The organism is Seonamhaeicola sp. ABD4_175 (assembly GCF_056160885.1).
The window spans coordinates 193186-215403 of sequence record NZ_JBSWYC010000003.1 but is presented as its reverse complement, the minus strand read 5'-3'; the positions used below and the strand labels follow the sequence as shown (position 1 = coordinate 215403).

16 protein-coding genes and 1 tRNA gene are annotated in these 22218 nt (G+C 32.3%); 9 read left to right on the top strand and 8 right to left on the bottom strand.

Translation table 11 applies throughout. The features are described 5' to 3' along the window. Window positions 1–6: 6 nt before the first annotated feature. The 4 genes from ACXAG4_RS10760 to ACXAG4_RS10745 are packed head-to-tail and all read right to left on the bottom strand — an operon-like array spanning window position 7 to window position 7923. Entirely contained in the window at window positions 7–1536 is a 1530-nt protein-coding gene (locus tag ACXAG4_RS10760) for a hypothetical protein (RefSeq protein ID WP_475296093.1), read from the bottom strand. Between the two features lie 52 nt (window positions 1537–1588). Further along, complete coding sequence (locus tag ACXAG4_RS10755) at window positions 1589–3289, bottom strand: hypothetical protein (protein WP_475296092.1); 1701 nt, start codon at window positions 3287–3289, stop codon at window positions 1589–1591. A gap of 11 nt (window positions 3290–3300) precedes the next feature. Further along, the gene (locus ACXAG4_RS10750) at window positions 3301–4836 is read right to left on the bottom strand and encodes a RagB/SusD family nutrient uptake outer membrane protein (RefSeq protein WP_475296091.1); all 1536 of its coding nucleotides are present in this window, start codon (window positions 4834–4836) and stop codon (window positions 3301–3303) included. A gap of 9 nt (window positions 4837–4845) precedes the next feature. After that, window positions 4846–7923 (bottom strand): SusC/RagA family TonB-linked outer membrane protein, encoded by a 3078-nt coding sequence (locus ACXAG4_RS10745; RefSeq protein ID WP_475296090.1) that lies wholly within the window; start codon window positions 7921–7923, stop codon window positions 4846–4848. 218 nt (window positions 7924–8141) lie between these two features. Here ACXAG4_RS10745 and ACXAG4_RS10740 point away from each other — a divergent pair, with 218 nt between their 5' ends. Then, window positions 8142–9002, top strand: coding sequence for an AraC family transcriptional regulator (locus ACXAG4_RS10740; RefSeq protein WP_475296089.1), 861 nt, complete (start codon window positions 8142–8144; stop codon window positions 9000–9002). 73 nt (window positions 9003–9075) lie between these two features. Here ACXAG4_RS10740 and ACXAG4_RS10735 read toward each other — a convergent pair. Further along, window positions 9076–9149, bottom strand: a tRNA-Arg gene (locus tag ACXAG4_RS10735). Between the two features lie 164 nt (window positions 9150–9313). Further along, window positions 9314–10957: a sodium/sugar symporter gene (locus tag ACXAG4_RS10730; protein ID WP_475296088.1), complete on the bottom strand. Its 1644-nt coding sequence runs from the start codon at window positions 10955–10957 to the stop codon at window positions 9314–9316. 148 nt (window positions 10958–11105) lie between these two features. Between ACXAG4_RS10730 and ACXAG4_RS10725 the strand changes: the two genes are divergently transcribed. The 6 genes from ACXAG4_RS10725 to ACXAG4_RS10700 all read left to right on the top strand — a co-directional run bounded on the left by ACXAG4_RS10725 (window position 11106) and on the right by ACXAG4_RS10700 (window position 17539). Beyond that, a complete protein-coding gene (locus ACXAG4_RS10725) occupies window positions 11106–12098 on the top strand; it encodes a GntR family transcriptional regulator (RefSeq protein ID WP_475296087.1) in 993 nt (330 codons plus the stop codon). Window positions 12099–12106: 8 nt separating this feature from the next. Beyond that, window positions 12107–12997, top strand: a complete 891-nt coding sequence (locus tag ACXAG4_RS10720; protein WP_475296086.1) for an aldose epimerase family protein — start codon at window positions 12107–12109, stop codon at window positions 12995–12997. A 12-nt stretch (window positions 12998–13009) separates the two neighbouring features. Beyond that, entirely contained in the window at window positions 13010–14158 is a 1149-nt protein-coding gene (gene galK, locus ACXAG4_RS10715) for a galactokinase (protein ID WP_475296085.1), read from the top strand. 21 nt (window positions 14159–14179) lie between these two features. Further along, entirely contained in the window at window positions 14180–15199 is a 1020-nt protein-coding gene (locus tag ACXAG4_RS10710; RefSeq protein WP_475296084.1) for a UDP-glucose--hexose-1-phosphate uridylyltransferase, read from the top strand. A 312-nt stretch (window positions 15200–15511) separates the two neighbouring features. Next, window positions 15512–17077, top strand: coding sequence for a hypothetical protein (locus ACXAG4_RS10705; RefSeq protein WP_475296083.1), 1566 nt, complete (start codon window positions 15512–15514; stop codon window positions 17075–17077). Between the two features lie 210 nt (window positions 17078–17287). Beyond that, entirely contained in the window at window positions 17288–17539 is a 252-nt protein-coding gene (locus ACXAG4_RS10700) for a YgaP family membrane protein (RefSeq protein WP_475296082.1), read from the top strand. Window positions 17540–17620: 81 nt separating this feature from the next. Here the strand turns inward: ACXAG4_RS10700 and glyA are convergent, their stop codons facing one another. After that, window positions 17621–18895 (bottom strand): serine hydroxymethyltransferase, encoded by a 1275-nt coding sequence (glyA, locus tag ACXAG4_RS10695; RefSeq protein WP_475296081.1) that lies wholly within the window; start codon window positions 18893–18895, stop codon window positions 17621–17623. A gap of 212 nt (window positions 18896–19107) precedes the next feature. Here glyA and fahA point away from each other — a divergent pair, with 212 nt between their 5' ends. Next, window positions 19108–20391, top strand: a complete 1284-nt coding sequence (fahA, locus tag ACXAG4_RS10690; RefSeq protein ID WP_475296080.1) for a fumarylacetoacetase — start codon at window positions 19108–19110, stop codon at window positions 20389–20391. Between the two features lie 125 nt (window positions 20392–20516). After that, window positions 20517–21695 (top strand): hypothetical protein, encoded by a 1179-nt coding sequence (locus ACXAG4_RS10685; RefSeq protein WP_475296079.1) that lies wholly within the window; start codon window positions 20517–20519, stop codon window positions 21693–21695. A gap of 64 nt (window positions 21696–21759) precedes the next feature. Here the strand turns inward: ACXAG4_RS10685 and ACXAG4_RS10680 are convergent, their stop codons facing one another. Further along, window positions 21760–22188: a DUF3995 domain-containing protein gene (locus ACXAG4_RS10680; RefSeq protein WP_475296078.1), complete on the bottom strand. Its 429-nt coding sequence runs from the start codon at window positions 22186–22188 to the stop codon at window positions 21760–21762. Window positions 22189–22218: the final 30 nt, after the last annotated feature.

Below are 22218 nucleotides of genomic sequence, written 5' to 3'. Positions count from 1 at the left end.
AAAGTTTTAATCCATGTTTGTATATAGGACAAAAGATTCACCTTGTAATGTTATATTGACTCCTTGTTGAAAGTTTAATGCCACATTATTTTCTGATGGTACGGCAAATCCATTGCCATCTACTTCTCCTTCAAAAGAACCATCTGCATTGGACTTATAAGTATACTTGTTAGCAGTTAAACTACTTAATGCATCTGATTTTAAAACAATGTCATAAGTTGTATAATGTGAATTAACAATGGCTACGGTATATTTTCCATTAAAAACACCTACTACAGCTCTAACACCTTTTTTATTTGGTAATTCAACATTGAATATTACGCTACCAGCAGGAAAATATCTTGTTAACAATGATACAGGATAGAAATACGGGCGGATATTTTCATCTGCTCCGTTACCGGCTAACTCTTCGCCTAAAATATTCCAAAAACCCCAACGTTTAAGTGCAGTTGTTTGGTAATCTCCATTATCTGGACTGTTGTACATAGCATCATCCATATTCCAAACTAAAGCGCCAGAATAGCCTTCTCTCATTGTTTGAATTATTGCATCTGCCATATCAATGCCGTAAAAAGCCTCATATACCATCATATTAGAATCTTCTCCTGCAAAAGGATCATTAGCTATAGCTTCTTCGTTCTGTCTCTTTAATTCTGCATCAACCTCATCATATTTAAAGCCTATTTCTCCTAAAACAATTTGTTTTCCTTCTGGAGTTACTTTTTTGTAAGCTCTTAACATATCACTGAATTCGCCATTACGAACTAACTGTTGTTTTGGGTATACATGAATATCATAAAGCCCAACATTATCACCAAAATCGTTGTTAGTATTAGCTAACCATTCCGTTTGACTAGCCGTATTGAATACGGCAATATCTGGCCCCATTAATTTAACTTCCGATAAAGAATATTTAGCCATTTCTTGGAGATAAGCTAATTGTACATCTCTATAAATATCATAACTACCTTGTGTAGAAGCCCAATCTCCGTTAGGTTCGTTTATAATATTTATGGTTTTTATAACAGTGTATCCTTTTTCATTTACTAAATGATTTAAGAATTTTACAGAATTTGCAATCCAATTCATGTCTATTGTACTAACATTTCCAACAGATTGATGCCCCCATTCTCCGTAGGTTATTTCAATATTTCTACTTTGTGCATAGTCTAACATTTTAAATAATGATTTGGTTTTTGTAACCTCATCATAGGTACCATTATTATCGTAAGACCACCCTGCGTTTGTCATTATTCTTAAAAAAGGTGGACGCATAAAATCTATTCTTTCAAACATTTTATTCCAATCTGCGTCACTTAAAGTTTCTTGTCCTAACCATGTTTGTACTAAATCATAACCACCCCATTGAGCACCATTACCAACAAAATTGTTAGACACCACCTGAGAGGTTATATTTATTTCTCTATTTGCCTGAACCGTTTTATTTATCTCATCATCTAAATTATTATCATCACAGCTGACTAAAACCAGAATTAGAGAAAATAATACCGATATCATATATTTTGATTTATTCATTTTTAAAATGTATTTAACACCTGCAAAAGCATAAGTATGCAGGTGCGGTTTTTTATTTACTTAAGTTATACCACATTTTTTTAGACATGTGTGCAGTTTCTTCGTAGCTGTAGTTTTGCTCATTCCAATCAAACTGTTCTGCTAGGAACTCTAAATCTGAACTTAATGCAATTGTAGTCTCTGTTTTTACTTCTAAAGTTAAAACGAAGTTAGTACCACCACCATCAGTGATGGTAACTGTTTCTCCGTCTAAAATCCAAGTACCAGTTCCTGTTGGCACTTTTCTAAATCTGCTATTAAAATCTGTTTCAGGCCAACTAGTATCATCAGACACAAAATTTCCGTATGCGCCGTCTGTACCTGCGTTATTATCATAAGTTCCGTATGGTCTATCTTGAGCATCTTTTCCGGTTACAATAAAGGTTATTGTATTGTCTAGCTCTGTAGATGCGTTTGGTAAATAATTTGTTACCAATTCATTTTTATCCCAGCCCCAGCTTTCCCAAGTAAACAAATCTGCATACAAACCTATTTCATCAATTGTCCATGTTCCGGCAATAGATACATCACTAACATCTAAATCTATTTCTAGGTTAATTGTCCAAACTACGGCCTCACCTGCTTCAGAAGTAATTGTAATTTCAGAAGTATAATCTCCAGAGAAATCTAAGGTTTCTCCAACTGCTTTATCTGAAGAGGCTGAGAACGAAATTCCTAAATTTGTAATTTCAATTGCCGAAATATCTGCACCATTATCTTCAATTACAACCGTAACTGTTTTGTTACCTCCATCTATTGTAGCATCTCCTACTTGATTAGCAACCGTTAGCGATCTGATATCATTACCAGTTTGCGGCACATAGTCTCTAGTTAATCTATACCACATAGATTTAGACATGTGCGCTAATTCTTCATAAGCCCAAGCTTGTACATCCCAATCAAAGAGATCTGGCTGATATAGTAAATCTGATTTTAAGGCAACTTCCTCAGTATCAATAAACACTTCTAAATCTAGTTCATAAACCTTTCTATTCTCATCTGTAATTATAACTTTATTACGTTCAAAGTCTCTTAACCAAGTACCTGAACCTGTTGGAATTTTTCTAAACCTTTCGTTAAAATCCCACCCTTGAGCGGCATCGCCAAAGTTACCATAAAGTCCATCGTTACCAGGTTTATGTTGGTAAGTACCAAACGGATTTCCGTTTTCATCAGCACCTTCAACATTAAAACTAAGTATGTTATCTAACTCTGGTGATAATTCTGGTAGGTAATTATTAATTTTCTCGTATTTTTCCCAGCCCCAGCTTTCCCAGGTCCACATATCTGCATACAAACCTATTTCACCAATGTACCAATCTCCTTCTAAATCAGACACAAATGGTAATAAGGTAACTTCCCAGTTTAAAGTTTCTCCTGCTCCAGATACAATTGAAATTTCACTCACACCACTTGAAAAATCTAAAGTTGATCCTTCAATGTTTGGGGTTGTAGCTCCGTAAGACAATTCTATATTTTTAATTTCTACCTTGGTGATATCAGCAATATTTTCTTCTTTGGCAAATATTTTGATTTTAGCATCATCAAAATCTCTTTCAATAACGGCCGTTCCTATTTGCCCTTCAACTAAAATTGAAATGATATTACGTTCTTTTTGCCAACCAGTTCCTTCTATAGTCTCAAGAGGATTATCGTTACATGCCACCATGAATAGCGACAGGATAATTACACTTATTTGATATAACTTTTTCATTTTTCTTGTTTTTAGTTGATGTTTGGATTTAAATCTATTTCGCGTTGCGGAATTGGATAAAAAGACGCAGCATTTGGTGATAAGCCTGCGGCTTGAAACACTTGAGACTGTACCATATTTTTACGTCTTAAATCCCAAAGACGGTCACCTTCAAAAGCTAATTCTCTTTGGCGTTCTTGAATTACTAAATTTCTAAATTGATTTACATCTCCTACGCTTGCCAACTCACTTACACCTGCTCTTCTACGTATCATGTTATAATGCTGTAAACCATCAGTATTAGCTGTAGCTTCGGCATAAACCAATTGAATATCTGAATATCTAATTAAATAAGGTCTAGTACTTGTTTTATCACCTTCAAACTCTGGATCTATATATTTTCTTGTGAAAGGGTATTGTACTGCACCGTCATTAATTGTTCCTAAAGATGTTTCAGTTTCATCATAAACTTCAGAAACTATGAGTTCATTTCTGCGTTTATCATCCACTTCGTATGACGTAAATAAATCATCTGTGGTTTGGAATACGCTCCAACCATCATGCGTTGGCGAGAAAGAATCATCTGAATTTTTAAGATATACTGTTGAGCCTCCCAACCATGGAATGAAGTATTTTGATAATTTGGAATAATCGCCCTCTTTTGTTCCAGATCTATCCATTGATAAAATGAAGATATGTTCTGGTCCGTTAGGAGCATTTACATCATAAATATTCTGCAAGTTATTATCGTGATAATATTCACCTTGATTATTTAAAACAGCTCCTGAAAATTCGGCTGCTTTAGTATATAAATTATCTACACTCTCTGAAATGGTGTTATAATTTGGCACTCCACTTTCTTTAGCTGAAGCTGCAAACAAATATACTTTTGCCAATAGAGCTTGTGCTGCCACTTTATCTGCTCTTCCAACTACACGATTTACTTCTAGGTAATCTATTGCTGTGGTTAAGTCTTCAATTAAGAAACTGTAAACTTCTTCCATATTGGCAGGTAACACAGCTGTTGTTTCGTCTAATCTATCTATTAAAGATTTTTGTAAAGGCGCCAAACCAAATGCTTTAACAACATTAAAGTGATTGTAAGCTCTTAAGAATAAGGCTTCACCTAAAAGGCGTTTTTCATCGGCTTCATTAAAGCCTCTTCCTTCTACATTTTCTATTACGGCATTGGCTCTATTTATTGCAATGTAAGCTGATCTGTAGAATTGCAATAACAAATCATTTTGCGAGCTTACTTCCCAGTTTACAAATTGTTGAGCATCTGCACCTTCATCTGGTTTTACCACACAATTGTCTGAAGCTAGTTCTGTTAGATAAAATGTTATTGGTGCATAACTCACTAAAGTTAGCGCATCATAGGCGTAAAGTACAGACGCTTCGGCGTCTTCTAAACTTTTATAGAAGTTATCATCGGAGTAAAAACCTTCAGGCTCTACATCTAAACTTTCACAGGACACAAGGCCAATTGCAAAAGTTAAACCTAATATTATATTTCTAAAATTCATTTTTTTCAATTCGTTTATTGTTATAAATGCTTGTCTAGTCATAACCAAAGTTTAAAATGTAAATTCTAAACCTAATGTCCAGTTTCTCAATCTTGGGTAACCTCCCCAATAAATACCATTCTCACCTATTTCGGGGTCATAACCTTCAAAATCTGTTATTGTAAATAAGTTTGTTCCGTTAACAAACACTCTACCTCTTTTAAATAGTTTAGGTAAATCAAAGTTATACCCAACGGTTAAGTTTTGAAGTCTCACAAAACTTCCTTCTTCTATAAACCAGTCTGACATTAAAAGATTTCTACCATCACGAAGGCTTGGATAGTTGTTTGTTAAGTTATCTTGTGTCCATCTTAATGGCGTGTTATTTGGTTCTCCAAATCGTTTTGTATTGAAGATATCTTTTCCAAAAGTTCCATTAAAGAAAAGTGAAGCATCAAATTTCTTATATCTAAACTGTAGATTTAAACTTGCAGAAAAATCTGGATTAGGATTACCAATTATTGTTCTATCTCCTTCATCTATAACACCATCTTCATTTAGGTCTACATATTTAAATTCACCTGGTTGTGCTAAATCTCCTGTTAAACCAGAAGCTAATCCATCTGCTTCAGATTGTACAATGCCATCTACTCTATATCCATAAAACACATTAATAGGTTGGCCCACTGCCAAAATATTTGGTACAGCTCTAAACGCTTCAACCGTACTACCTGAGAATTCGTACTGCATTCCTGTTAAAGCATCAGTATTTAAACCAGATGATAATGCATTACCTAGGCTAACTACTTCATTTTCATTTTTAGAGAAAATAAAGGTTCCGTTTACTCCCCAATCGTCATTATTAATAATTTTTCCATCTAAAGTAATTTCAATACCTCTATTTTGAATTTCACCATCATTAACCCACATTCTATCATATGATGATGAAGGAGAAATTAACCGCTCACGCAATAAATCATCAGTATATTTATTATAGTAATCTAGTGTTACATTTAAACGACGTTTAAAAAACGAGAAGTCTGCACCTATGTTAAATTGTCTTGTTGTTTCCCATTTTAAATCTGGATTTGGGATACCACCCCAAATAAATTTTCCTGTTTGACTATCTTGACCCACTGCATAACCAGGACCAATGGTTGTTTGCCAGCCTCCGTTTACGAAGTATTGATCTTGCCCGTACCTACTGTTTATTAAGTATGGTGAAATACCTTGGTTACCAGAGATACCAAAACTTGCTCTTAATTTTAATTGATCAAATATGTTTAAGTCTTCAATAAATTTCTCATTATGCAATTTCCAACCAAGTGCTCCAGAAGGGAAATATGCCCATTGGTTATTAGAGCCAAATTTTGAAGACCCATCTGCGCGTATAGTAAATGTTACCAAATACTTATCATCATAAGTGTAATTAAAACGTCCTAAACCTGAATATAATACAGTTTCGGTAAGCCCATTTGAAACAGATTGCTGTTCTGGATTTCCTGAAGCTAAATTTCCGCTTCCTAAAGATTCGTTTAAAAAATCGAAGGCTCTTAAGTTTGAGGTTCTGGTTTCTGAATACTGATAAGAAACACCACCCATGGCTGTTACCTTGTGCTTTTCATTAAACAACTTATCAAAAGTTAGGAAAGACTCGGCTACGGTTTCGTGGTTATCCCAGTTATTTATTCCTCCAGCTCCATTATTAAAAGTACCATCTAAGGTGTATCTCTTCGGGTTATAAAATTCATTAATTGAGCGTCCGTATTTATAATTCAGCTGTGTTTTAAACTTTAATGATGGTAATAGTTGTACATCTACATATGCTGAACTTATAAAATCTAAAAATCTAGTTTCATTACTTCTATTCTCTGTTAACGCTATAGGATGAGAAAAATCTTGAACTCCAGCTAGGAAGTAATCCTTTGTTGGATCATTGTCTTGATAAACTGGAAAAATTGGATTTCGCCAATATGCTAAATCACCATTATTATTTTGCTTTCCTTTAGAGTAAATTACATTTGCACCAACTGTTACCTTATCATCAAACAATTTATGAGTTACATTTAAATTAAGGTTTAGCTTATTGTAATCATCTTCAATATAAACCCCTTCATTAGTATAATATGTTGCACTTAAACTAAATTGAGTTCTATCTGTTTGACTTCTTACAGCTAAGTTTGTATTGTTAGAAACAGGGTCTCTAAAAACAATATCATCCCATTTTGTGTAATATGGCCATGTATTATTTTTTAACTCACTTAAAGAAGGATAATATATACCGTTTGCATCTTCTGCGCCAATATACAATGGAACAAAACCACCATTAATTCTAGATTCATTACTTAATTCTGCCATTAATGCAGGATCTCTCCAAAGGTTTAAATCTGAAGTAAAACTTGAAAACGTGTTTTGTTGAGAAACGGTTACTTCGGTTGTATTTCTAGAACCTTTTTTAGTGGTAATCATAATAACACCATTAGCACCTCTAGAACCATAAATTGCAGAAGCCGAAGCATCCTTTAACACCTCCATTGAGGCAATATCTTGTGGAGAAATCTGCTTTAAGTCTCCAGCAGTTCCTATTGGAAAACCATCTACAACAACTAACGGGTCATTACCACCTCTTAAGGAACTACCTCCTCTAATTCTTATTACAGAACCTGCTCCAGGGTTATCGGATGGCGATGTTACTTGCACACCAGCAACTTGACCTTGCAGTAAACCATCAACAGAATTGGCAGGTTTAGCAGGAATATCATCCATATCTACTGAAGCTACAGAACCTGTAAGATCACTTTTTTTAACCGATCCATAACCTACAACTACAACTTCATCTAATGATGCTATGTCTTCTTTTAAAACAATATTAAAGTTGGTTTTATTTTCAACAGCTACTAATTGTGCTAAATAACCAACATACGTTAATTCTAATTTAGATGATTTATTTTTAACAGTTAAATTAAACCTACCATCAAAATCAGTAGTAGTACCATTAGAAGTACCTTGTTCAATAACATTTGCTCCTGGCAAAGGAATCCCTCCTTCATCAATAACAATACCGCTAACATTAATTTGAGCATTTAAGGTGGTTAACCCTAAAATAAACATGACGCTAGCTAGAAACCTAATTCTATTTCTTTTATTCATTTAGTTTAGCTTTAAAATTTAATTGTTTGTCAAAATTAGATAAGAAATAGTCTTAAAAATGATTATTTAATGCTCAATACTTTGCATTTTTTGAACTTTACAATTATTTATTATTAATTTTCTACTAAAAAACATTACGATATCATTAATTTATGTGAAATATATTTTTAAATTATTAATTTCACCATAAAACTTAAATACAAAAACTGTATTTATTCATGAGATCTATAAGAGAAATTACACCTATAAAAACCGATGATCCATTTGTTGTTTTAAAGCATAAAAATGCATTATTTGACTATCCGTTACATTTTCATAACGAATACGAATTAAACCTCATTTCAGGTTTTAAAGGTAGCAGAACTGTTGGAGATTCAACTGAAAAAATTAATGGTACCGATTTAACCCTTCTTGGGCCTGAACTTAAACATGTTTGGAAATCAGATAGCGCTATAAGTAAAGCCGCTGTTATAACACTGCAGTTTCAAGAACATTTTCTGCACTCAAAAATAATGAGTTATTCGGTTTCTAAAGACATCAAAAAGCTTTTAGAATTATCACAAAGAGGAATTTCATTTTCTAATCCAACAAAATCGATTATTCAAAAAAAAATGAAATTAATATCAGGAAATGATACCTTCAAATCCTTTTTAGTTTTTTTAGAAATACTTCATATATTATCTACATCAACTGACATTAAAGTGCTTAGTAGCCCACAAAGTGCCAATTATAATGAAAAAAGAGAAAGCAGAAGAGTATCCCTAATCATGAACTATGTTAAAAATAATTACAAGACACCTATAAAATTATCTAAAGTTGCCGAAATGGTTAATATGTCTGAATCTGCATTTAGTCACTACTTTAAAAAAAGAACTGGTTTAAGTTTTACCAATTACCTTATGGATTACAGACTTGGTGTTGTTACTAAATATTTAACTGAAACTAATATGCCTATAAGTGAAGTTTGTTATGAAGCTGGCTTCAACTCTCTTTCTAATTTTAATAGAGCCTTCAAAAAGAAACATAATATATCTCCCAAAGAATTTAAATATAATTATGAAAAAGAAGTTTCTAGATAATTATTGTTTATTTCAAACATTGTAAAACCTGTATGAAACAAAAAATCCTCACTTAAAAAAGTGAGGATTATTGTGATCGCGACAGGATTCGAACCTGTGACCGTCTGCTTAGAAGGCAGATGCTCTATCCAGCTGAGCTACGCGACCATTAAAGCGGTTGCAAATATAAAATTAAACATAAATCTAACAAAAGAAATTTTACAAATTTTTATACTTTATGCTTAATACGTTAAAACAAACGTTTTTACAAATGTTATAAAATTACAAAACGCCATATTTCTATGGCGTTTTATATCTATTTTAATTATTTATTACCAAAATTTAGCGTACAAAAACGCTAATATTAGCATTATTACAAACGCTCCTATGTTAAATAGTGGTGTTGTTTTGAATAAATCTTTAGAAAAGTGAATACCCTTAGCATCTTCTTTTCCTTTATTTTCCATTTGGCTCATAATCATAATTACAACCATTGAAAGCAATGTTGCAATTCCCATTTGGTGCATCCAAGGTGTTAACCATGCAAATGCTTCTACTTTTAAAGGTAACCACTTAAGTAAACCTGCAATAGGAACCGATAATAAAGCGCCCCAAATAGCTGCATTGTTGGTTGTTTTCTTCCAGAATAAACCTAATAAAAACACTGCTAAAATACCCGGACTCACTAAACCTGTATACTCTTGAATAAATTGAAAAGCCTGATCTATACCACCTAATAAAGGTGCTACAATAACTGCAATTACAAGGGCTACAGCTGCAGAAATTCTACCTACATTTACCGTTTTCTTATCACTTGCATTTTTATCAAAATATTCTTTATAAATATCCATTGTGAATATTGTAGATGTTGAATTTAGCATAGATGCCAAAGACGATACTACCGCAGCTGCTAAAGCCGCAAATGCCACTCCTTTAAGCCCTGTTGGTAAAAATTGTAATAACCAAGGATACGCTTTATCTGCTTTTTCTGCTGAAGGCATGTTTAATTGCCCTATATCACCTAATCTGGCCATAATTTCAGGGTCGTTAACCATTACGTAAGCTGCAATTCCTGGAATTACAACAATTAAAGGGATAACTAACTTTAAACCTGCTGCTAAAAGAATACCTTTTTGAGATTCTTTTAAAGATTTTGCAGCTAAAGTTCTTTGAATAATATATTGATTGAAGCCCCAATAGTAAATATTAGCAACCCATAAACCACCTATTAATACCCAAATACCTGGAAGGTTGTTATAATTATCATTAGTTTCTTCTAAAATCATATGGAATTTATCTGGCGCAGCATCCATTACTTGAGAGAAACCAGCTAATATACCTTCGCCATCAGATACGGCGTTTAAAGCTAAATACGTAGTAACAAGACCACCTAATACCAAAAATACAACTTGTATAACATCTGTCCATGCAACTGCAGATAAACCACCGTATAATGAATATGCAGCAGCAAATAATGCTAAACCAATAATAGCATACATCATATCTACACCCATAATGGTTTCAATAGCTAAACCACCCAAATAAAGTACTGATGCTAAGTTTACAAAAACATATAAAGCCAACCAAAAAACAGCTAATATTGTTTTCAAATTGGTAGAGAATCGTTTTTCAACAAATTCAGGGATGGTATAAAGTCCTTTTTCAATAAAAATTGGTAAAAAGTATTTACCAACAATAATTAAAGTTAATGCCGCCATCCATTCATATGAGGCAATTGCCAAACCAAGGGCAAACCCTGAGCCAGACATTCCTATAAATTGTTCTGCTGAAATGTTTGCGGCTATTAATGATGTACCAATAGCCCACCATGGTAAAGATTTACTTGCCAAGAAATAATCTTCGGCATTTTTTTGGTGCCCGTCTTTGTCTCTAGACACCCATAAACCTACACCTAAAATTAATATGGCGTAAGCAACAAAGACTATATAGTCCCACGTATCAAATCCTGCTGTCATTGTATAATATTTAGTTTAGTTAGTGAAAATAGAACTCAAATATAGAAATTAAATTTTAAAAACATAGTTAATTATACCAATAAAAACCAAACTGGTAGGGTCTAGTAGGTTTTTATTTAAAAATTTGTATATTTGTTACTTAAACACCATGATTAAAGTTAAAAGCAAAATAGGAATACCTAAGTACAAACAAATTATTAATTCTATTGAAGAATTGATAGTTTCTGGCACGCTACAAAAGGGTGATAAAATTCCATCTATTAACACCATAAAAGATGAACACGGTATATCTAGAGATACGGTTTTGATGGCTTTTAATGAATTGAAAAATCGTGGTATTATTCAATCTGTAGTTGGTAAAGGCTACTATGTTTCAAGCGAAAATGTTAGTGTTACTCAAAAAATATTTTTATTGTTTGATGAACTTAATGCCTTTAAAGAAGATTTGTATAATTCGTTTTTAGAGCATTTAGGAAGTAATATTCAAGTAGATATCTATTTTCATCATTTCAACAACAATTTATTTTCAAAACTCATTCAAGATAATATTGGCAGCTATAATTACTATGTTATTATGCCTGCAAATTTAAAAAATACAAATGCTGAAATTAAACATTTACCTGAAGATAAAGTGTACATTTTAGATCAAGTGCATGAAGATTTAAAACAATACCCAGCAGTGTATCAAAACTTTGAAAGTATTATTTTTAATAACCTTACAAAAACCTTGCATCTTCTAAAAAAGTATAAAAAGCTCTTTTTGGTGCTACAAGACAATAAACAACCTGAAGGCTTACAAAATGGTTTTGTTAAGTTTTGCTATAAAAATAAATTCAATTATAGCATTATTAAAACACTGAATGATAAACCTTTAAAAAAAGGAAGCGTTTACATAATGCCTGAAGATAAAAGTTTACTAACGGTAATTAAAAAACTAAAAGAAGCTAAACTTGAATTAGCTGAAGATATTGGGGTTATTTCATATAACGACGCCCTTTTAAAAGAAATAGTTGAAGGCGGTATTACCACCATTTCTACAGATTTTAATGCCATGGGCAAACGTTTAGCTGAAATGATATTAAATAAAGAAACTATACAAGTAGAAAATCCGCATAATTTAATTTTAAGAAACTCATTATAACCAACTAAATGTACAATATAAACCACAACAAGGCCACCAATGTTTTAGAAATTCAAAATGAAAAAACAAAACTTTACGGTAAAATTTACTTAAATCAAGGGGCTAGTTTACAAGAATTAACACTTAATGGTCATGAAATTATTAAAGATTTAGCACCGTTAACGTATTCAGATACTTTTGCATCATCCATCCTATTTCCTTTTGCTAATAGAATAAAAGACGGTAAATACACATTTAACAATGAAAATTTTCAGTTTGAAGCTAATCAAAAAGAAGAAAACAACGCTTTACACGGTTTAGTTTACAACAAAACTTTTGAGGTTATTAAAACCATTTCAAATGAAAAATCATCATCTATACTTCTTGAGTATACTGAAAATAACATTTCAAAAGGCTTTCCATACACCTATAAAATGCAATTAGAATATCTGTTTTCTGAAACCAATCTTTCTTTAAAAGTAACAGTAAATAACACTGATAGCAAAGCATTTCCGTTCACACTAGGTTGGCACCCATATTTTTTAAGTGCTAATTTACCAGAAAGTGCATTACGCTTTAACAGTAATGAAAAAGTAGTTTTAGGCGAGCGTAATATTACTACAGGTGTTGAGCCAACAAATACCATTGAAGATTTAAAAATTGAAAACAAACAACTTGATGATTGTTGGGCATTAAAAACTGATGAAGTACTATTTAAAACACCAAATTATAACTTAAAATTTAACGCTACGGGCAACACTAACTTTTTACAAGTTTACACGCCTCCAAAAGAAAACACCATTGCAATTGAGCCAACAACTGGGGTATCTAATAGTTTTAATAATAAAATTGGTTTACAAACCTTAAAACCAAACGAAACTTACAATATCACATGGTCTTTAAACATAGAAAACAACTAACAACAATATAAAATGAGAGATAAATTAATTAACGATGTTAAACAGGTTTTTATTAATGAATTTAATGAAGAACCAGTACTTATTTTTTCACCAGGACGCATAAATATTATTGGTGAACATACTGATTATAATGATGGTTTTGTATTCCCAGGAGCCGTAAATAAAGGTATTTACGCAGCTATACAAAAAACCAACGCCAACACATCATCTGCATACGCGCTTGATAAAGATAGTTTAGTAAGTTTCAACTTAGATACCATTAAACCTTTAAAAGAAGGTAGCTGGGAAAACTACATTTTAGGTGTTGTTGCCGAAATTAAAAACCGTAACAAAGTAATTGGCAACTTCAATATTGTTTTTAAAGGCGATATTCCTGGAGGTGCAGGTATGTCTTCATCGGCAGCACTAGAAAACAGTGTAGTTTTTGGCTTAAACAAAATATTCAACCTTGGCCTTACTAAAGAAGAAATGATATTTATATCACAAAAAGCAGAACATAATTACGTAGGTGTTAACTGTGGTATAATGGACCAATACGCTAGTATGTTTGGTATAAAAGACAATGCCCTACTTTTAGATTGCCGCACCATAAAAGCAAAACCTTTTAAAATAGATTTTAAAAATCATCAGTTAATTTTAATAAACACAAACGTAAAACACAGTTTATCAGATAGTGCTTATAATGATAGGCGTTCGGCTTGCGAAAACATCTCAAAATTACTTAATGTAAAAGCTCTTAGAGATGCTACCGAAGAAGATTTAGAAACTATTAAAAGCGAAGTAACTCCAGAAAACTACCAAAAAGCTCTATTTGTTATACAAGAAAACAACAGAGCTCGTAAAGCATCAAAAGCCATGGAAGATGATGATTTAGAAACCCTTGGCGATTTAATTTACGGCTCGCACGAAGGGCTTTCAAAACAATACAAAGTAAGTTGTGAAGAGCTTGATTTTCTAGTAGGAAAAGCTAAAACAACCAACTATGTTATTGGTGCAAGAATGATGGGTGGCGGCTTTGGTGGCTGTACTATAAACCTAATAGAAAAAGGAAAAGAAGATGCTTTTAAAGCTCTTGTATCTCAACCATACAAAGATAAATTTGGTATGGATTGTACTTTTTATTCAGTTGAATTATCAGACGGAACACACGTAGTAAAATAAACAACATAAACGCAACAAAAAATGACATCTAATTTACAAGACTATTCGCATAAAAGATTTAATATTTTAACGGGCGAATGGGTATTAGTATCACCACACAGAGCTAAAAGGCCTTGGCAAGGACAAAATGAAGCTGTTAACAATGAAGTTAGACCAAGCTATGACGAAAACTGCTATTTATGCCCAGGCAATACAAGAATTAACGGCGAAGTAAATCCAGAATATACAGATGTTTACATCTTTACCAATGATTTTGCTGCATTACAAAAAGATTCACCTGATTTTTCGGTTAACGATGGTCTTTTAATTGCTGAAAGCGAAAAAGGTATTTGTAAAGTAATTTGCTTTAGCCCAGACCACTCTAAAAGTTTAGCCGATATGTCTGCAGAAGAAATTCAAAAAGTTGTTTTTGCATGGCAAAAAGAATACAAAGAATTAGGCGAAAACGAACTCATAAACTACGTGCAAATTTTTGAAAACAAAGGCGCCGTAATGGGTTGTAGTAATCCGCACCCGCATGGTCAAATTTGGAGTCAATCTACCCTACCAAACGAAGTAGATAAAAAGAATACGCAACAATTAAACTACTTTACTAAAAACAAAAGTAGTTTGTTAGGCGATTATTTAGCGCAAGAATTAGAAAAAAACGAACGCATTATTTACCAAAATGATGCCTTTGTTGTATTAACTCCTTTTTGGGCTGTTTGGCCTTTTGAGGTAATGATAGCACCAAAAAAACACCAAACCAACATTTTAGAAATGGCTGAAAATGAAGCCTTGTTGTACGCCGATGCTATTGCGGTTTTAACCAAAGCTTATGATAAGATTTTCAATACCTCATTCCCTTATTCAAGTGGTATACATCAAGCACCAACAAATGGTGCCGATAATAGCCACTGGCATTGGCACATGAGTTTTTACCCGCCATTACTACGTAGTGCAACGGTTAAAAAATTCATGGTAGGCTATGAAATGTTTGGTACACCACAACGTGATATTACGGCCGAAAAAGCGGCACAAATGATTAGAGATTTGGTATAATACTAATCTCCCCTTTTAATAGCAACTAAAAAGCCCTTGCCAAAGCAAGGGCTTTTTTTCTAGCTTTATGTTAGAGTCGGGCATAAAACTAAAGCAATATGTAACATGCAACATATTTACCTATGTTTTAATATTTCTTAACCTAAAGTCTATAAAAAATTCACACTTAAAATACAACCTAAATACCTTGATCTTTATGACTTTTATCATACAAATGGCAAATTTTTAATAAAGCATCATAAAATAATAATTTAGATACTGCATACTAATTCATAAATTCAAAAGTTATATTTTAGCATAAATTTTAGTGTAATGAATCGCTTTTTTTATATAGTTTTTACCATATTTTTTTTAACACTTTTGAGTTCTTGCCGTAAAGATTTTGAGTTTTCACCTAGTACAGGAAACCTACAATTCTCAAAAGACACGGTTTATTTAGATACCGTTTTCACCAATATTGGTTCTAGCACATACAATTTAAAAGTATATAACAATAGTGATGATGATATCTCAATACCAACCGTAAAACTTGCTTTAGGCGAAAACTCAAATTATCGTTTAAATGTTGATGGTGTTGCTGGTAAAGTATTTGAAAATGTTCAGCTTTTAGCAAATGACAGTCTTTATATTTTTGTAGAATCTACCATAGATTTTAATGAATTTAACGCAACTAATGCTTCCTATTTATATACAGACCAAATTGAATTTGACGCTGGTGATCATTTACAAAAAGTAGAGCTAGTTACTTTAGTTAAAGATGCTATTTTTATTTACCCAAACAGAGATAATACTACAAAAGTTGTTGAAACACTAACCTTAAATATTGCAGGTGAAACCGTAGAAACTGAATTACAAGGACGCGAACTTTTAACTTCAGAATTAACTATGACTAACCAAAAACCATATGTAATCTATGGGTTTGCAGCAGTTCCAAGCGGAGAAACTTTAACTATTGAAGCTGGTGCTCGCCTACACTTTCATGAAAACTCTGGCTTAATTGTACAAAACAACGCGTCATTACAAGTAAATGGAACTTTTAGCCAAAACCAAGAACTCTTAGAAAACGAAGTTATTTTTGAAGGCGACCGTTTAGAACCAAATTTTTCAGACAGACCTGGCCAATGGGGCACCATTTGGCTTTTAGATGGTAGCATTAATAATAGTATTAATTATGCAACTATTAAAAATGCTTTAGTTGGTATTTTAAGTGATGGAAATGCAAATGCTAATACTAATAAATTAACAATAACAAACACACAAATTTACAACACAAGTAATTTTGGTATTTTAGGTAGAAACACCGCTATTCAAGGTGAAAACGTTGTAATAAACAATGCTGGCTTATCAGCATTTGCAGGTACCTTTGGCGGTAAGTATAATTTTACACATAGTACCATTGCTAACTATTGGAATACTAGTTTTAGACAATTTCCGGCGTTATTATTAAATAATTTTTTAGTAGATGAAAACGAAAATACCATTGTAACAAATTTAACCGAAGCCAGTTTTAACAACTGTATTATTTATGGCAATGATAGCAATGAAATTTTATTAGACAACGTTGAAGATGAATCTGTTAATTTTAATTTTAAGTTTACTAATTGTTTGATAAAATTTCAAAATAACAGCTCAGATTTTTCTGGAGAAAATTACAATTTTGATAATATTACGCATTATGAAAATATCATTTTTAATGAAAAACCAGATTTTAAAGATACCAGTAAAAACATGCTTATAATTGGTGAAACATCTGCGGCTATTAACCAAGGTGCTATTAATTTTGCTTCACAAGTACCAACCGATATTTTAAATGAAAACCGTATAACTTTACCCGATTTGGGGGCTTACCAGCACACAATTTTTAATGAAGACGATTAATTTTTTGTAAAAAAACACTCTAAAATATTAGTCATACTCTTTATCGATTTTGTTTGCGTTTATCTTATTTTAATCTGAAAAATTATAAATTTTAACGAATAGTTTATTCTATATTTCTTTTTAAAAATGTTTAGTTATAATTTTATAAAACATTAATTAATTCTTCCCTCAAAAAATTAATGTTAATCCTAAATTTTATAACCTACGTCTATGATTCATTTTAAGAGAAATATGAGCAGTTTTGATAGAGTTTCAAAATTTATTGTTGCTGTACTTTTATTAAGTTTATTTTTTATTGCTGGTGTTAGAGGCTTTTTAGGATTTATATTCTTAATTGTTGGCTTACTTTTTTCTTTTTCTAGCGTTACCTCTTATTGCCCATTATATAAAACATCAAAATTTCCTATAGATTATGATTTAAAAAACATTATGGGTACTAAAAGTTTTAAAAAACAATGTTAAAATAAAAAAGCCCGAAAATTAAAATTTTCAGGCCTTATATAATTTAGTAATATTTAAAAAATCTTCTTTTTAAAGCATTAATTATGCAACAAATAGAGGTTTATTTGCCATCATTGCATTTACTTTTTCTCTTACATCTTCTAAAGTAGCTTCATCTTCATAACTAACAATTACTTCATCAACTAAATTAGCTATTGCAACCATATCTTCTTCTTTTAAACCACGTGTAGTTACAGCAGCAACACCCAAACGAATTCCAGAAGTTACAAATGGAGATTTATCATCAAACGGCACCATGTTCTTGTTTACTGTAATATCTGCTTTCACCAATGCTTGTTCTGCATCTTTACCTGATATATTTTTGTTGCGTAAATCAATTAACATACAGTGGTTGTCTGTTCCGCCAGAAATAATTTTATAATCTTTAGCTACTAAAGCATCGGCTAAAGCGGCAGCATTTTTTTTAACTTGTAATTGGTAATGCAAAAATTCATCAGATAAAGCCTCACCAAAAGCAATAGCTTTAGCAGCAATAATATGCTCTAACGGGCCACCTTGGTTTCCTGGAAAAACTGCCGAATCTAATAAAGACGACATTTTACGTAAATTGCCATTTTTAAGTTTAATGCCAAATGGGTTATCAAAATCTTCGCCCATTAGTATTAAACCACCTCTTGGACCTCTTAGGGTTTTATGCGTTGTTGTTGTTACAATGTGGCAATGTGGAATTGGGTCGTTTAAAATACCCTTAGCTATTAAACCTGCAGGGTGTGAAATATCGGCCATTAAAATAGCACCAACACTATCTGCAATTACTCTAAAACGCTTAAAATCAATATCACGAGAGTATGCAGATGCTCCTGCTATAATTAATTTTGGCTGCTCTTTAGTGGCTATTTCTTGTATTTTATCATAGTTTAAAACGCCTGTTTCTTCCTCAACTCCATAAAAAACAGGATCGTATAATTTACCAGAAAAATTTACTGGCGATCCGTGAGTTAAATGTCCACCATGTGATAAATCAAAACCTAAAATTTTGTCACCTGGTTTAATACATGCTGCAAAAACAGCCGTGTTTGCCTGACTTCCAGAGTGTGGTTGTACATTTGCATATGCAGCGCCAAATAATTCTTTTGCTCTATCAATAGCTATTTGTTCTACTTCATCAACTACTTCACAACCACCATAGTAGCGTTTTCCTGGGTAGCCTTCAGCATATTTATTAGTTAAAACAGAGCCTGCAGCTTCCATTACTTGGTTGCTTACAAAATTCTCTGATGCTATAAGTTCAATACCATGTAATTGACGCTCTTTTTCAGCTTCAATAAGTTCAAAAATTTGTTCGTCGCGTTGCATAAAATTAAATTATGGTTAAATATTGTGCAAAAATATAAAATACAATAGTTTTTAGCATTAAAAAACACATATTTAAGTGTAAGTTTTAAACCAATTTATTAACCATTTACTTCACATTAAAATTTTATTTGTTTTAAGGTAATTTTTGTATGAAAATAAAAAAAAATGTGTACGTTTGAAGATAATTCAATAATTCAAATTCATATATAGTTATGCCATTATCAGCTAACAATCCAGATAGAGTTTCGTGGTTACACGTAGATAAACATTCAGATTTCCCTATACAAAACATACCATTTGGAGTATTTTTAACAAGAAATGATATTATTACCATTGGTACACGTATTGGTGATACCGCTATAGATTTAGGCGCTTTACACCAATTGGGCTATTTTGATGGTATTGCACTAACCGATGATATTTTTTTACAAGATACCTTAAACGATTTTATTGCTGATGGCCGTAAAACGTGGCGTGCTGTTAGAAACAGAATTGCTGAAATTTTTGATGCTGAAAATAATACGCTTAAAAATAACGTAAAACATAAAGAAATTGTACTGTTTCGTTTAGATGAAATTGAAATGCAATTGCCTGTACAAGTTGGTGATTATACAGATTTTTACTCAAGCAAAGAACATGCTACCAATGTAGGCACGATGTTTAGAGACCCTGATAATGCTTTGTTACCAAACTGGTTACACATTCCTGTAGGCTATCATGGCAGAAGTTCATCTATTATACCATCGGGTATTCCGGTGCACAGACCTCAAGGGCAAACGTTACCAAATGATGCTGACACTCCTGTTTTTGGGCCCAGTAAATTAGTAGATTTTGAACTTGAAATGGCTTTTATTACTACCGATGCAAACGATTTAGGAGAACCAATACCAGTAAACGAAGCCGAAGAATATATTTTTGGTTTAGTGCTGTTTAATGATTGGAGTGCCCGCGATATTCAAAAGTGGGAATATGTACCATTAGGCCCATTTTTAGCCAAAAACTTCGCATCTTCAATGTCGCCATGGATTGTAACACTTGATGCCCTAGAACCGTACAGAGTGCAAGGGCCAAAACCTATTAAACCGCAATTACCTTATTTGCAATACAAAGGCAATAAAAGTTTTGATATTAATTTAGAAGTTTCCATTCAACCTAAAGGCGCTAAAGAAACCGTGGTTAGCAAATCTAACTTTAAACACATGTATTGGAATATGGCGCAACAACTAGCACACCATACTATTAACGGTTGCCCAATAAACTCTGGTGATATGATGGGAAGCGGAACAATTTCTGGCCCTACAGAAGATAGCTACGGCTCTATGTTAGAGTTAACCTGGAAAGGTGAAAAACCACTTAAAATGGCCGATGGTAGTGAACGTAAATTTATAAACGACCACGATACTGTAATTATGCGTGGTTATTGTGAAAAAGACGGAACACGTATTGGCTTTGGTGAAGTAAAAACAGAATTACTACCCGTTTATAAGAAAAAATAACGGTTACATAAAAAAACAAACAAATAAACCTCTGTTTTTCAGGGGTTTATTTATTTAAATTAAAATTAATATACATTTGGCATTACTATTGAAATACACACCCAATAACCTAAAATTTTAACCTAATGAAAAAACTACTACTTTTATCTACTTGTTTAACCTTATTTGTGGCTTGTAGTGCTAAAAAGCAAGTAGAACAAGCTGTAAACACAGGTAATTATGACCACGCTATTACTACTGCATTACAAAAATTAAGAACCAATAAGAACAAAAAACGTAAAGCAGAATATGTTATAATGCTTCAAGATGCGTATTACAAATCTGTTGAGCGCGATTTAAACACCATAAAACATTTTAAAAAAGATAACAACCCAGAATTACTTAAAAGTATTTTTGAAATTTATAGTGATTTAGATGCAAGACAAGAAGCCATTAAACCCGTTTTACCACTATATGTAAATGGTAAAAACATAGCATTTAAATTTAACGATTACAGTGATGCTATAGCCGAAAGTAAAGAAAAACTATCTGATTATTTATATGAAAAAGGTATAGATTTATTAGAATCTGATGATAAATATACCATTAGAGAAGCTTATAATACTTTGGAATATTTAGATAATATTAACCCAAATTTTGAAACTACACGCAGTTTATTAAACGAAGCTCATGCACGAGGAACACATTACGTTTTAGTTTCAATAAACAACCAAACACCGCAAGTAATTCCAAAACGTTTAGAAGATGATTTGTTAAATTTTAACACCTACGGTTTAAACCAGTTTTGGACGGTTTATCATGCCACAGCAGATAAAAACATAGGCTATGATTTTGCCATGCAACTACAACTAAAACGCATAAACATTTCGCCAGAACGCATTAAAGAACGTGAATTTATAAGAGAACGTGATGTGGCTGATGGTTGGAAATACAAAAAAGACCGTAACGGTAACGTTATGAAAGATAGTTTAGGTAACGATATTAAAATTGATAAAATTATACGTGTAAAAGCACGTGTAAACGAAGTGATTCAAACCAAAGAATCTCAAATTATTGCTGATGTTGTTTATACCAATTTAAAAACAAAACAAATAATAGACACGTTTTCATTTGATAGCGGTTTTATTTTTGAAAATATTTTTGCCCATTACCGTGGCGATAAACGTGCATTAGAAAAAGAAGACAGACGTTTAATTGATAACAGGCGTGTGCCCTTCCCAACCAACGAACAAATGGTTTTTGATACCGGCGAAGACCTAAAAGCAAAACTTAAAAATATTATAGCCAAACAACGGTTTAATTAGAACAAAAAAACGTCCGAAAAGGGCGTTTTTTTTGTATGTTTTAAATAAACTCTTTAAAAACTACTTAATTAATAAACTGCAAAAGTAACCCCAAAAAACCAATTGTTAAGGATAATGGTGAAAACCATTTTGAATCGGCTTTTGCAAATTCAGTATCTTTAATTTTTTTAAAAAACCCTACATAATTAAAATCTCCAATAGCTCTAAAGATAAAAATTGAAGGAATAAACCAACTACCATAAATAATTAGCCAATTTGGAAATTGAAAACTTATTAAACCTGTTTTTATTAGGTATATTACCCCAAATAGAAGTAACACTATACCAACAATAGCTGTAGCTATTTTTGGTGGTTCTATGGCTTTATCTCCAAGTTGTTTTGTTGGTACCACCTCTATTAAGCCCCATTTACCACCTAGAAGCCAATAAAAATGTATACCCCCTAATGCAGTGAAAGTAATGCATAAAATTATAGATATTATTAACGCCATCATATTTTAGTCAATTTAAAAATTTGTTCATTT